Raw genomic sequence first — 13,839 nt, 5'->3', positions numbered from 1 at the left:
CTATTGTATTCTGTAGGTGGAATCAACACAGAAGGTAGCGATGAAACGAACTAGAGAGAACACCCGCGCACGCATGATCGCCGCAGCGGCAAGCGTATTCGCCAACAAGGGCGTTGCCGGCGCTACAATAGACGACCTGACTACTGCGGCCGAGTTCACGCGCGGCGCGTTTTACTCGAATTTTTCCTCTAAAGAAGAGGCGTTTGCCGCCACGTTCGAAGACTTCACCGCGCGGCTCGTGGATAAAATCACAACCGATGCCCAAAAACTGTTGCGACAGGATCCGCCAGAACAAGCGGTAAGTTCCATCTTGGAGTCAATCCGCCCAATGGGGCGTCTGTGGGTACTACTGGATGCCGAAGCAGTTCGCCAGTCGCTTCACAACGAACAGATTCGTGGCGTGTACTTGCGAAGCCGACAACAGGTTGCAGACGTGATTGTCGCCGAGCTGGCAAATCGCACGGAAGCTGCGTCTGGGCAACCCAAGGCCAGTGCGGTGGACGCGCGCCGGTTAGCCACGTTTTGTGTAGGCGCGTACTCAGAAGCGATTATTGCAGAGCATTTACAAGGCGTTGATTCTACGCAGCGTCTAGTGGGTACAATCGTGTCTTTGCTTGAGGCTGTGCGCCAGCCTAAGGGTAGTGGCGCAACGGAAGACGAGTGAATGACTTTAGGTACCCTCAAGCAGGTGGGGCTGAAGTGCCTCATCTCCAAATATCTATTTCTGACATAATGTACATTATCGGATAGAGGTGTTGGTGTGTTGAATCGACAAAACGGTGCCAACTCGCGCTAAACCCACTTCTGTAGGCCATCAGCAATGGAAATAAAACCCTAACTCGATAGGTTATCTACTAGTTGGAGAAACAAACGAGGAGGAATATAAATGTCAGATCGCGCCCTACGCGGCATGCAGATCGGTGCCAAGTCCCTAGAAACTGAAGACGGCATTGTATTTGCAGACCGCACACAAAAACGTTACCGGTGCGAAAACGGACACGTGTTTTCCGTAACTATGTCTGTAGATGCATCCGCGCCCGCAACGTGGGAATGTAAATGTGGCGCTCCCGCAGAGTTCCTAGGTGACGCAGAACCCGACGATTCAAAACCACCAAAACCCGTGCGCACCCACTGGGACATGCTGCTGGAACGGCGGTCAGAGGAAGAACTGGAAGTGCTCCTGCAAGAACAGCTTGAGGTACTCCGACGCGGCGAGTTGCGTGACGGAGTCGCATACCGTCGCTAACAACAATTCATCATTGACGTGAAGGAGAATGCGTGAGCACTCACGAACCCCCATCCCAATCGCTGCACGACCCGCGTGACAAGCGCCTACCTGTAATCGCTCCGCCGTGCGGGCTCGTGATTTTTGGCATTACCGGAGACTTAGCGCGCAAAAAACTAGTTCCCGCACTGTACGACCTGTCTAACCGCGGTCTGCTGCACCCGTCGTTTTCCCTCACGGGATTTGCACGTCGCGACTGGGGCAGCCAAGACTTCGAAGACTTTATCCGCGATTCTGTAAAGAAGAACGCGCGCACAGACTGGGACGAGAACACGTGGGAACAGTTCAGCGCAGGCCTGCGGTTCGTAGCCGGTAGTTTTGACGATTCGGAGAGTTTCGACCAGCTTGCCCAAACCGTAAAAGAACTCGACCACACCCGCGGAACCGGTGGTAACCACGCGTTCTACCTGGCGATTCCACCGGCGGCATTCCCAAAGGTCGTGTCGCAACTGGTTCGGTCGGGGTTGAACGACGAATGGGGCGAAGACCGGTTCCGCCGGGTAATTGTTGAAAAACCCTTTGGCCACGACCTGGAATCCGCCAAAGAGCTGTCGGACTTGTTGCACGGCGTGTTCTCTGAAAAGGACACGTTCCGCATCGACCACTACCTGGGGAAAGAAACCGTCCAAAATATCTTGGCGATGCGGTTTTCAAACATCATGTTTGAACCCCTACTGAACTCGAACTACGTCGATCACGTGCAAATTACGATGGCCGAGGAGATCGGGATTGGTACGCGCGCGGGCTACTACGACGGCATTGGGCAAGCCCGCGACGTCATGCAAAACCACCTGCTGCAGCTCCTAGCTCTGACCGCCATGGAAGAGCCCGTCACATTTGGCGCCAGCGACGTGCACGTTGAGAAAGAGAAAGTCCTCTCGGCCCTACGCCTGCCTAAAGACCTCGAAAGTGCGAGCGCGATTGGACAGTACACCGCCGGCTACCAAGGTGGTGAACACGTGCGCGGGTACCTCGAGGAAGACAACATCGACCAGAATTCACGCACCGAAACGTTCGCTGCCCTCAAACTATTTGTAGATACGCGACGCTGGGCGGGCGTACCTTTCTACCTCAGAACTGGGAAGCGGCTTGGTAAACGCGTGACTGAAATCGCGATCGTGTTTAAGCGGGCCGCGCACATTCCATTCGACAAGGAATCCACTGAGGAACTGGGGAACAACGCGCTGGTTATTCGCGTCCAACCGTTTGAAGGCGTGACAATCCGCTTTGGATCCAAAGTACCCGGGGTTGGCATGAGGGTGCGTGACGTAACAATGGACTTCGGCTACGGACACGCGTTTACGGAAGACTCTCCGGAGGCGTACGAGCGGCTGCTTTTGGATGCGTTGGCGGGTGACTCTCCCCTGTTCCCGAACCAGCGGGAAGTGGAGCTGTCCTGGCAGACACTAGACCCGGTGTTGAAATACTGGGGGCAAACAGGTGGCCCGCAACCCTACCGTCCGGGCACGTGGGGGCCAGAAAGCGCGGAACAAATGATGGCTCACGATGGACGCACTTGGAGGATACCGTGAAAATCACTTACCAGAACACATCCGCAGGTGAAGTAGCGATGCGCCTGCACGAGTTGCGGGATCAAGAAAGCGCAACCGTTAGTTCCGTGCTGAACCTAGTGGCGATAATCCAGCGGGATGAACAAATTGACTCAGCAATCGAGGTGTGCGGAGCGGCGTCGCACGAGCATCCGTGCCGCGTCATCATTGTTGTGGAAAACACGCAGGCGGATGGCGACTCACTCACCGCGCAGATCCACGCGGGGCCCGATATTGGCCCTTCCGAAGTGATTGTTTTGCAGCCCTCGGGCAAATCCGCCAGCGAACTAGACACGCTCGTTATGCCGCTGCTGCTAGCAGACACGCAGATAGTAGCGTTCTGGCCGTTTGAAGCCCCCGACTCCCCCGTCGAACATCCACTCGGGAAGATCGCAGCGCGCCGCATTACGGACTCACGCTACGTGGCTGACGGGAACGAAAAGATCTCCGCCCTAGCCCACCATTACGCTCCCGGTGACACTGACCTCGCGTGGGCGGCAAGTACACTTTGGCGAGGCCTGGTTGCCGCGATGGTGGATGAGAAACCCCGCCGCGAGATTGAAAGCGCGTGCGTTAGCGGCAACGAAGCTCACCCCTCATGCCATTTACTAGCCCAATGGATGCGGACTCTACTGGGGATTCCCGTGACCTTGCACGCTACGGAAGCGAACTCAATCGAGTGCGTGAGCTTGCGCCGCCACGACGGCTCCGATGTGTCACTGCGACGTAAGAACGGCGCGTCCGTAGCGCAGCTTGAAAGGCCTAACCTGCCGGCGCTTCCAGTTCGACTTCCCCGGCGTTCCGTAGGCGATTGCCTGATGGAGGAGCTACGGATAATGGATCCAGACGACCTGTACGGTGACGTGATCACAAGTGGTGTTGCAAGCGACTAAAAGCAAAGTAGCGCATGAGGCGCGGGTGAACGCGGTAAAGTTAGCGAATGCAGGGCAGTATAGTTAGCGAATGCAGGAAGGAAAATAGCACTCTAAATGGATCTAGACGTTAGAACCTACAAGACCGAGCAGAAACTATACGACACTGCGGCACTCGCGCTGTTGAAAAAACTCGATACGCTAGCGCGGGCACAGCAAACGGACCTGCACGTGGGAGTTGCCGGCGGGTCGATCGCGACCCGACTCCTGCCTTCGCTGGCGGAACTGATTGAGCAAAAACCGGAACTCACTAACCACTGGTGCCCAATCCACCTGTGGCTCGTGGACGAACGATTCGTTGACCTCGACGACGAAGACCGCACTGACAGCATCATTGAACGCGCGTTCAGCTCTAAAGTTCCTGCAGTCACACTGCATCGCCCTCTGGGGCCAAGCGAAGGCACGCTGGAAGAGGCGGCAGTGGATTATGAGCAGCAGCTGATCGACCAGTTTGGCGGCAACAGTGCGGCTGTGAAAATGGACTTGCTGATTATGGGGATGGGCCCCGATGGGCACATCGCCTCCCTGTTTCCCTCACATGAAACTTTGGATGCCGCGGGTTTGGTGACCTTCGAAGACGACTCGCCGAAACCACCACCACAGCGGATCACCATGACGATGAACCTGTTGAAACGCTCTCGCTTCGCCTGGTTTGTGATTGCCGGTAAAGATAAAGCCGCTGTCCTATCGTCCGTCGCGTCCGGTGGCGACTACCGGGAAATCCCCGCGATAGCCCTGAACCAAGTGGGAACCCTGTGGTGGTGTGACAAGGCCGCGGCCTCAAATCTAACCGCGGAACTTTAGGCTAGCGCGCTTGCGCGTCATTGTGGCTACTATTCCTGCGCGCGATTGCGCAGCTGCTGCAGTGCGCGCGCAAGAATCTGATCTGCTTGCGCTTCACCCCGCCGTTCCCGCAGTGTTTGCCAGTGCCGATCCGCCAGTTCCGGTTGGGTTTCATTGCATCCACAAGCGTCACCTCCACACTCAGGTTCAGCTCCTGAGGCGGGTTCGCGCACACAAGCAGGGTTCACATCAGATGCAGGTGAGGCGGCCGAAGCGTTCGGTACCTGAGCCGTGCCCGCACCTGCGCGGGAGCGGGACGCTGGCTGAAAACACGTGGCGCAATCCACCGTGCTGGGTACAGAAAACAGTGCGTCCGCTCGGTAACGCACTGTTGTCACATGGCCTCGCGCGCAAAAATAGCGAATTAACGCGATTTGCATAAACCCGCGGGTTAGCCTAGCTTCATGAGCAAAGCCATCGCGATAATCGTTACGGCCCAAACCACTAAGAACCCGATCGTAATCCGGTTCAAGTTCCGCTCAGCAACCCCCGACGAACCTGCGGTAGAAGAAAGCCCCCCACCGAACATATCCGACAAGCCGCCGCCGCGACCCTTATGCATAAGGATTGTCAGAATTAGGAAAAGGCTGCTCAGAACCAGTACCACCCTCAGGGCGATCATCAATGCGGTCACAATTTTCCCTACTATAATCTTGTCCCACAAGGCGCGGGATAACTATCAGCCAACTGCCACGCAACCCGTGCGCGCAGCGGGGTAACTCATTTATCTCTTGGATTCTAGCGAAAAAACCCGCTCAAATACAGCGGGCAAAACGCTCCCACGCACGAAGGTTCGCCTCCCCCACTTAGGAGCGAAGGCGAACCTCCAAAACGTTAACTAGGCGTCGAACCGCGCGATCTTCGCGAACTCGTCAGCCTTCAACGACGCCCCACCTACGAGCGCGCCATCAACATCGGGCTTAGCCATGATATCGGCCACGTTCCCGGACTTCACGGAACCACCGTAAAGAATCCGCGTTGCCTGCGCGGTCTCCTCGTCGTACAGCTCCGCCAGGCGCTTACGGATCGCACCACAAACCTCTTGTGCGTCATCCGGGGTGGCGACCTCACCCGTTCCAATCGCCCAAATCGGCTCGTAAGCAATCACGGAGGTCCGCACGTCCTCAGCGGACATACCTTCGAGCGCCCCGTCGATCTGCGAAAGCACGTGCGACACCTGGTTCCCGGCCTTGCGGATATCCAGGCCCTCACCACAGCAGATGATTGGTTTAATCTGGTTAGCCAGCGCAACGCGTGCCTTCTCACCAACGAGGGCGTCGGACTCGTTGTGGTATTCACGCCGCTCCGAGTGTCCAACTACCACGTAGGTGCAGCCCAGTTTCGAAAGCATCTGCGCGGAGATCTCCCCCGTGTACGCACCGTTTTCGTGCGTCGAAATATCCTGCGCACCGTACCCAATGTGCATCTCATCGCCCTCAACAACGGTCTGAACCGAACGCAGGTCCGTGAACGGGGCCAGCACCACAACCTCGGTCTTGCCGTAGTCGAAGTTTGAATCGGACAGTTCTGTGTGTAGGCCCTGAACCAGGTGGATCGCCTCGAGGTGATCCATATTCATCTTCCAGTTACCGGCCATCAATGGGGTTCTTGACATCGTTATTTATCCTCCAATACTGCAATGCCTGGCAGCGTTTTCCCTTCCAAAAGCTCGAGGGACGCGCCGCCACCCGTAGAAATATGTGAGAACGTGGACTCGTCAAAACCGAGCTGACGCACCGCGGCCGCGGAGTCGCCCCCGCCGATCACCGAGAAGCAGTCCCCGTCCGACAGTGCTTGCGCAACTGCGCGGGTACCACCGGAGAAGTTCTCAAACTCGAACACACCCATCGGTCCGTTCCACGCTACCGTCTTTGCGTCCTTAATCTTCTCTGCGTACAGTTCCGCAGATTTCGGACCAATGTCGAGGCCCATCTGGTCTGCAGGGATCTTGTCCGCATCCACTACCGTTGGCGTGGCGTCTTTATCGAACTCCTTCGCAACCACGACGTCCACCGGAAGCACTAGGTCCACACCGTTTGCCTGTGCTTCCTCCATGTACTTCTTAACGGTAGGCACCTGATCTTCCTCAAGAAGGGACGTGCCGACCTCGTAGCCTTTTGCCTTCAGGAACGTGTACGCCATTCCCCCGCCAATCAGCAGCCGATCCGCCTTCTTCAGCAGGTTTGCGATGACGCCAAGCTTGTCGGAAACCTTGGAGCCCCCAAGCACGACCGCGTAGGGACGTTCCGGATTATCCGTGGCCTTCGACAGGGATTCGATTTCCTTGAGGACCAGCAGCCCGGCAGCAGATGGGAGCTTCTTCGCGATGTCGTAAACCGAAGTTTGCTTGCGGTGCACCACCCCGAATCCGTCGGATACGTAGCAGTCTGCGAGCGCTGCGAGTTCGGTCGCCATTTCGTCGCGTTCCGCATCGTCCTTCGAGGTTTCGCGCGGGTCAAACCGCACGTTTTCAAGCAGCAGGATCTGGCCGTCTTCAAGGGCTTCCGATTCCGCGCGCGCGGATTCACCCGTCGTGTCTTTAGCGAGCGTTACTTCAACTCCGCTCAGTTCGCTCAGGCGCTGCGCTACGGGGGCGAGGGAAAACTCGGGTTTCACCTGTCCCTTCGGGCGCCCTAGGTGAGCCATGACGATTACTTTCGCGCCTGCATCCAACAGTTTCTTGAGCGTCGGAATCGCCGCGCGGATCCGCCCATCATCGGTAATTTTGCCGTCTGAAAGGGGCACGTTGAAATCGGAGCGGACTAGAACCCGTTTACCTTTGAGGTCGCCGAGACTATCAATTGTTTTAAGCATTTATCTTCTCCTTTTCTAGCTACTGCCTCAGTGCAGTGCCGGAAACAATTAGGCGCCCGCACACATCAAGATCGTGTGCGGGCGCCATTGCTTTAAAGCGTCAAACAGTTACTAGAGACGCTCGCCCACGTAAACCGTGAGGTTCACAAGAGCGTTTGAGTAGCCCCACTCGTTGTCGTACCAGGAAACAACCTTAACCTGGTCACCGATCACCTTGGTTAGCGGTGCGTCGATGATCGACGTGTGCGGGTCGGTGGTGATATCGGTCGAAACCAGGTATCCCTCCGAGTAGTCCAAAATGCCCTTCAGGTCGCCTTCAGCAGCCTTCTTCAGTGCAGCGTTCACGTCTTCCGCGGTTACGCCACTCTTCTTCGGGGTGAAGGTGAGGTCCGTTACCGAACCCGTGGGAACCGGTACGCGCAGTGCGTAGCCGTCCAGTTTACCCTTCAGCTGGGGCAGAACCAGGGACACGGCCTTTGCAGCACCCGTGGTGGTCGGCACGATGTTCAGCGCGGCAGCGCGAGCGCGACGCAGGTCCTTGTGGGGCGCGTCGTGGATTCGCTGGTCACCGGTGTAAGCGTGAATCGTGGTCATCAGACCCTGCTCAATCCCGAACTCTTCGTCCAGGACCTTCGCCATTGGCGCCAGGCAGTTCGTGGTGCAGGATGCGTTCGAGATGATGTTGTGCTTAGCCGGATCGTAGTCCGTGTGGTTAACACCCATTACGAACGTGGCGTCTTCGTTCTTCGCCGGAGCGGAGATGATGACCTTCTTGGCTCCACCATCGATGTGTGCCTTCGCCTTCGTCGCATCGGTGAACAGACCGGTGGACTCGATTACGATGTCGGCGCCAACCTCTCCCCAGTTAATGTTGGAGGGATCGCGCTCTTCGAACGTCTTGATGGTTTTGCCACCAACGGTGATGGAGTTCTCGTCATAGGAGACTTCCTGGTCGAGCTTACCCAGGATCGAGTCCCACTGAAGCAGGTGAGCCAGGGTTTCATTGTCAGTTAGATCGTTTACACCAACAACCTCGATGTCAGCGCCCTTCTTGAGAGCGGCACGGAAGAAGTTACGTCCAATACGACCGAAGCCGTTAATACCGACGCGGATGGTCACTATGTCCTCCTATAATGCGCATCAGCGGCGCATTGTCGTCTGTTGAAACCGAAAGGGTCTGAAATGTCCCTCCCGGTCCGCAGTGTTCTGCGGTTCCAGCAATTACAAATTTACACGGTTTTAGAGTTTTTAGTAGGCCCACATGTCCTATTTTCTCCAACGACGAATGAAAGCGTGAAAAGTATCACACCCTTATTCTTCGATGTGGAGGTCCTTTAACGCACTTTCCGTATCGCTTATCCCCTGCTCGTGCGCGGATTTATCCGCCATAGCAAGGAGGCGCCGGATACGTCCCGCGATCGCATCTTTCGTTAAAGGCGGGGTGGACAGCTTGCCTAATTCTTCTAACGAAGCTTGCTTGTGCTTAATGCGCAATTTACCTGCTTGTAACAAATGTTCGGGCACGTCCTCACCTAAAATTTCAAAGGCGCGCGCCACTCGGGCACCAGCGGCCACTGCCGCCTGCGCGGAACGACGCAGGTTCGCATCATCAAAATTAGCCAGTCTGTTCGCACTCCCGCGTGCCACCCGCCGGTCGCGTCGTTCCTGCCACGTCTTCAAGGTCTTATATGCCCCGAGGGCCGTGAGGATATTGGTTATGCTCTCGGCGTCGCGAATAATAACGCGGTGCGCATCCCGCACCTCCCGAACTCGGCCGTGCCCACCGAGCCGACGAGCCACCCCCACCATTGCCAAGGCCGCTTCCGGGCCTGGGGAGGTCAGTTCCATCGATGAGGACCGGCCGGGTTCCATCAAGGAACCGCGGGCAAGGAATGCGCCTCGCCAGGCTGCGAGTGCCTCTCGGTCTCCCGCTGCCACAATCTGCGGGGGTAAGCCGCGCACTGGCCGTCCGTGAGTATCAATGAGACCGCTCATCCGCGCCAGCCGCTCCGCCGATTCCACAATCCGAATTACGTAGCGGTCCCCCTTCTTCAGCGCCCCACCGGACACAATCACCACGGAGGAATCTATGTCGTAAAGCTTTTGGATAAACATTCGTAACCGCTTCGCAGCCAGTTCCATATCCAGCTCCGCCTCAATCACGATGCGACGCGAAACCAGGTTCAACCCACCTGCGAACCGCAGCGTAGCCGCGACCTCCGCAGCAACCTGTGACGGTTTACTAACCGGCGTAGTCACAATCTCGCGTTTCAAATCAGCAGTCAACGACATAGGCGTGCTTATCCCTCATTTAACAACGATTCCGAATGCTCTAAAGACATTATTCTACGCCAGCCACGTTTCCGGGTGACCAACCTGCCCCAGTACCCCCTCGAACGCATCCCGCAGTGCAGCCGCTAACCGCAGCGGATCATGCAGCGCTCGGTTGCCACCCATTGACACTTGTCGCAGCAGTAGGCGCGCCCCCACTTTGCGGGCTGCCTCCTCAAGCTCATCAATATCGTCAACAACGGCGGGTTCGGCAATAATCACGTCCAATGCCAAATCAGGCGCGTGCTCAGCGAGGACACGCACGTGGTCTGCTGAAGACATCTCGTCTGTCTCCCCCACTTGTGTGGACAGATTCAAGATGAGCGCGCGGCGCGCAGGCGTGCGCACCAGGGCCTCGTGAATATCGGACACCAGAAGGTGCGGCAACACCGAGGTGTACCAAGAGCCCGGGCCGAGCACCACCCAATCGGCCTGCTCAATTGCCTCCAGCACTTCTGGAACCACGGGAGGGTCGTTGGGAATCAGCCGGATGTGCTCAACTTTTCCCGCGGCCTTCGCAACCTGCGCCTGCCCGCGGATCGTGCGTTTTTGCCCGGCACAATCCAAATCTGCTTCAATCTGCAAAGGCACCGCCGCCATCGGCAGAACCCGGCCGTGCGCACCCAGCAGGCGCGCCACCCAATCTAAGCCCGAAACCTGGTCCTCCAACAGCTGCCACAGGGCCACGATCAAGAGGTTTCCGAGCGCGTGGTTATCCAACGACCCGTCCGTCTTAAACCTGTGCTGCAGCACGTCCCGCCAGGTTAAACCCCATTCTGACTCGTCACACAGCGCCGACAGGGCCATGCGTAAATCACCGGGTGGAAGCACGTCCATTTCGTCGCGCAGCCGGCCCGACGAACCGCCGTCGTCCGCTACCGTCACCACTGCCGTGAGGTTGTGCGTAATGTGCCGCAGCGCCCGCAGCGTGGCGGACAACCCGTGCCCACCCCCGAACGCAACTACGCGCGCCCCGGTTTCACCACGCTTGGGCCAGCCCTCTTCGTCTAGAAGCCCCAAGACTGCCTCATTCCCTTCCTAAATCCCGGTGAAGCACTCGCACGGGAAAATCGTAATCCCGAAGCGTGCGCGCAATCAGTTCGGTCATCGCCACCGACCGGTGTTTACCGCCCGTACACCCCACCGCGATCGTCACAAACGGTTTCAGCTCCGACAGGTATCCTCGCAGCATCGGCGCCAGAAGATTAGCGTACCCCACGGCGAAATCACGCGCCCCCTCTTGCTCCATCACATACCGCGCTACCGGCTCATCCCGGCCCGTGAGGTGGCGCAGCTCCGTTACCCAATAAGGGTTTTTCAAAAACCGCACGTCGACCACGTGGTCGGCATCCAGGGGAATCCCATACTTGAAACCGAACGACATTACCGTGAGCTTCAAAGGCGTATCCCCCGCTCCCGCGACCACGTCCCGCATGTGGCGCGTCAGGTCGTGCACACTCATGCTCGTCGTGTCGATAATCACGTCCGCCATTTTCCGCACCGGCTCCAGCGTCTCGCGTTCTAACCGAATCCCATCGAGAATCCGCCCGTCACCCTGCAGTGGGTGCGGCCGCCGGTTCGACTCATATCGGCGCACCAGCGTGGCCTCATCGCATTCCAAATAGATGAGGCGGAAGTTAATCTTCTCCTCATCCAACTGGTGCAAAACAGAAGAGAAGTCGCGAAAAAACTCTCGGCTGCGCACGTCCACAACCGCTCCTAGCCGGTGTACACCCCCGCCATCGGCGGTCATCATGCCCGCCAGTGCTGGCAACAAGTTTGGAGGCAGATTATCCACCACGTACCAATCCAGGTCCTCCAGAGCCATTGCCGCACGCGTGCGGCCAGCTCCCGATTGGCCGGTGATTATGAGCATTTCCGGATCCGGATTCTTCGGAAGCCGGGAAGTTTCGTCTAGCAGGGGGATGCCCGCCGGGAACGTGGGCGGATTCGAATCAGATTGCTTCCGCTGTGGATCAGATGGGGAAGAAGGGTTGTTTGAAGTCATATTCTTAGTGTGCCAAAAATCACCGCGGTTTGGGTTCAGAACCTGGTTTTTTCGCTAGGCGCTCATCGATCTGACGGGCGAGCTCCGGGCCGATCCCCTTGACCTCCTGCAGCTGCTCCCGCGTGGCGGCGCGGATGCGTTTCACGGATTTGAAGTGGCGCAGCAAAGCCTTCTGCTTCGCTGGCCCCAACCCCGGCACCGTATCCAGCACGGACTTTGTCATCGCCTTGCCCCGCCGCTTGCGGTGGTGAGTGATGGCAAATCGGTGAGACTCATCGCGCAGATACTGCAGTAGATACAGTCCCTCTGAGGTGCGCGGCAAAATCGCTGGATACTCATCGTTCGGGATCCACACTTCCTCAAGCCGTTTCGCCAACCCAATTACGGGAATGTCGACGCCTAACTCGTCGAGCGTGGCCTGCGCGGCATTAACTTGGGGAAGTCCGCCATCAACTACCACCAGGTCGGGACGGTACGAGAACCTGCGGGGCAAGCCCGTGTTTGGATCCACCGCGCCGGATTCAAAAGGAACCCCATCGGCGTCCTCACCTTCAATCCCCGCTTCTTCCGCCAAGAGGCGTTTAAACCGCCGCGTCAGCACTTCGCGCATCGCAGCCGTGTCGTCGTGCGTGCCCTCTTGCGTGCCGCGCACGATGAAGTGCCGATAGTCCTTCTTACGGGGCGCTCCGTCCTCAAACACCACCATGGATCCCACCGGATAGCTACCCTGGGTATGAGAAATGTCATAGCACTCTATTCGCAGGGGAGCTTCTTCGAGTCCCAAGGCGTCCACGAGATCGTTTAAAGACCGCGTGCGCTGCGTCAAATCTCCAGCGCGACGCATCTTGTGCAACCGCATGGTCTCCTTTGCATTCGAACGCACCGTGTCCATGAGCTTTCGTTTGTCCCCCCGTTGAGGCTTCAGCAGCTCAACGTGTGCCCCCCGCTGCTTACTGAGCCACCGCTGCATCACCGCTTGTTTGGTGGGCAGCACTGACACGAGGACCTGAGCTGGAATCGCGGATGTAGGCGTGTGTTCCACGTCGTCCACCGATACCGCTGCTTCTCGCTGCCGCGCTGTCGGATCCTGATCGACGTCCGCGTACGCTTGCTGCAGCAGACGTTCCATCAGCTCCGCGTCATCCACGTTTTCTTCCCGATCGATGACCCACGCGCGCGCACCCCGAATCCGGCCTCCCCGCACGTGAAACACCTGCACCGCGGATTCCAGCTCGTCCGATACGAGCGCGAAGAAGTCCGCATCCGTACCGTCGTTCAACACCACAACGTTCTGCTCTTGAATCTGCTCCAAGGCTTTAATGTCGTCGCGCAGCCGCGCGGCCCGTTCAAAATCCAACGCGTCCGCAGCCTCACGCATCTCCTCCTTGCGCGCGCGAATAAACGGCCCCACCTTACCGGCCATGAACCGGCAGATCTCCTCTGCCATAGCTCGGTGGTCCTCCAGCGAAATCCGCCCCACGCAGGGGGCACTGCACCGGTCGATATCCCCCAGCAGACACGGCCGCCCCGATGCTTGTGCCCGGCGCAGCACCCCCGCACTGCACGTGCGCACCGGGAACACGCTCTGCAGCTGATCCACTGTCTTATGCAGCGCGTACACCTGCGAATACGGGCCGAAATACCGGGTGCCAGGTTTACGCGCCCCCCTCATCACCTGCATGCGGGGGATCTCCTCCCCCATTGAAACCGCCAGGTAGGGGTAAGACTTGTCGTCTCGGAAAATGATGTTGAATCGCGGGGAGTACTGTTTAATCCACGAGTACTCCAACGTGAGGGCCTCCACCTCATTTTTAACGACCGTCCACTGAACAGAACTGGCGGTCGTGACCATCCGGTGGGTGCGCGGGTGCAGATGTTCCACGTCGTTGAAATAAGACGATAAGCGGTTACGCAGATTCTTCGCCTTCCCCACGTAAATCACGCGGCCCTGCCGGTCACGGAAACGATACACGCCCGGGTCCGTAGGGATCTGCGAGCGCGCAGGCGCATATGTAGAAGGATCAGCCACGCCCTAAGTGTATTAGGCAGCGCGAAACTGGCAAGTAGGAGCCATTC

The 13,839-nt window shown here is 57.9% G+C and carries 14 protein-coding genes; 5 read left to right on the top strand and 9 right to left on the bottom strand.

Annotated elements, in window-relative coordinates; all coding sequences use genetic code 11:
• The first annotated feature begins 40 nt into the window (after positions 1-40).
• From CJ187_RS02985 to pgl, 5 genes are all read left to right on the top strand, one after another.
• On the top strand, positions 41-664 hold the full coding sequence (locus CJ187_RS02985) for a TetR/AcrR family transcriptional regulator (RefSeq protein WP_102215816.1): 624 nt from the start codon (positions 41-43) through the stop codon (positions 662-664).
• Positions 665-886: 222 nt separating this feature from the next.
• The gene (locus CJ187_RS02980; protein WP_102215817.1) at positions 887-1,246 is read left to right on the top strand and encodes an RNA polymerase-binding protein RbpA; all 360 of its coding nucleotides are present in this window, start codon (positions 887-889) and stop codon (positions 1,244-1,246) included.
• 32 nt (positions 1,247-1,278) lie between these two features.
• Positions 1,279-2,817 (top strand): glucose-6-phosphate dehydrogenase, encoded by a 1,539-nt coding sequence (zwf, locus tag CJ187_RS02975; RefSeq protein ID WP_102215818.1) that lies wholly within the window; start codon positions 1,279-1,281, stop codon positions 2,815-2,817.
• Positions 2,814-3,728, top strand: a complete 915-nt coding sequence (locus CJ187_RS02970) for a glucose-6-phosphate dehydrogenase assembly protein OpcA (protein WP_102215819.1) — start codon at positions 2,814-2,816, stop codon at positions 3,726-3,728. Before zwf ends, CJ187_RS02970 begins: the two co-directional genes overlap by 4 nt.
• Positions 3,729-3,824: 96 nt before the next feature.
• Positions 3,825-4,571, top strand: a complete 747-nt coding sequence (gene pgl, locus CJ187_RS02965; RefSeq protein WP_102215820.1) for a 6-phosphogluconolactonase — start codon at positions 3,825-3,827, stop codon at positions 4,569-4,571.
• A gap of 29 nt (positions 4,572-4,600) precedes the next feature.
• Here pgl and CJ187_RS02960 read toward each other — a convergent pair whose 3' ends face one another.
• The 9 genes from CJ187_RS02960 to uvrC all read right to left on the bottom strand — a co-directional run bounded on the left by CJ187_RS02960 (position 4,601) and on the right by uvrC (position 13,792).
• Positions 4,601-4,948 (bottom strand): RNA polymerase-binding protein RbpA, encoded by a 348-nt coding sequence (locus tag CJ187_RS02960; protein ID WP_146003042.1) that lies wholly within the window; start codon positions 4,946-4,948, stop codon positions 4,601-4,603.
• A 53-nt stretch (positions 4,949-5,001) separates the two neighbouring features.
• Positions 5,002-5,244, bottom strand: coding sequence for a preprotein translocase subunit SecG (secG, locus tag CJ187_RS02955; protein ID WP_102215822.1), 243 nt, complete (start codon positions 5,242-5,244; stop codon positions 5,002-5,004).
• Between the two features lie 204 nt (positions 5,245-5,448).
• Entirely contained in the window at positions 5,449-6,225 is a 777-nt protein-coding gene (tpiA, locus tag CJ187_RS02950) for a triose-phosphate isomerase (protein ID WP_102215823.1), read from the bottom strand.
• A 2-nt stretch (positions 6,226-6,227) separates the two neighbouring features.
• Entirely contained in the window at positions 6,228-7,424 is a 1,197-nt protein-coding gene (locus CJ187_RS02945) for a phosphoglycerate kinase (protein ID WP_102215824.1), read from the bottom strand.
• A gap of 111 nt (positions 7,425-7,535) precedes the next feature.
• Positions 7,536-8,543, bottom strand: a complete 1,008-nt coding sequence (gene gap, locus CJ187_RS02940) for a type I glyceraldehyde-3-phosphate dehydrogenase (RefSeq protein ID WP_102215825.1) — start codon at positions 8,541-8,543, stop codon at positions 7,536-7,538.
• A gap of 192 nt (positions 8,544-8,735) precedes the next feature.
• Positions 8,736-9,716 carry a DNA-binding protein WhiA gene (gene whiA / locus CJ187_RS02935; protein ID WP_102215826.1) on the bottom strand — a complete coding sequence of 327 codons (981 nt, stop codon included), beginning with the start codon at positions 9,714-9,716 and terminating at the stop codon, positions 8,736-8,738.
• 54 nt (positions 9,717-9,770) lie between these two features.
• On the bottom strand, positions 9,771-10,775 hold the full coding sequence (locus CJ187_RS02930) for a gluconeogenesis factor YvcK family protein (protein WP_102215827.1): 1,005 nt from the start codon (positions 10,773-10,775) through the stop codon (positions 9,771-9,773).
• A 7-nt stretch (positions 10,776-10,782) separates the two neighbouring features.
• Positions 10,783-11,763: an RNase adapter RapZ gene (gene rapZ / locus CJ187_RS02925; RefSeq protein WP_102215828.1), complete on the bottom strand. Its 981-nt coding sequence runs from the start codon at positions 11,761-11,763 to the stop codon at positions 10,783-10,785.
• Positions 11,764-11,782: 19 nt separating this feature from the next.
• A complete protein-coding gene (uvrC, locus tag CJ187_RS02920; RefSeq protein ID WP_102215829.1) occupies positions 11,783-13,792 on the bottom strand; it encodes an excinuclease ABC subunit UvrC in 2,010 nt (669 codons plus the stop codon).
• Between the last annotated feature and the right edge of the window lie 47 nt (positions 13,793-13,839).

Origin of the sequence: Gleimia hominis (genome assembly GCF_002871945.2) — a bacterium.
Taxonomy (GTDB): Bacteria; Actinomycetota; Actinomycetes; order Actinomycetales; family Actinomycetaceae; genus Gleimia; species Gleimia hominis_A.
This window is presented reverse-complemented; position numbering and strand designations above follow the sequence as displayed.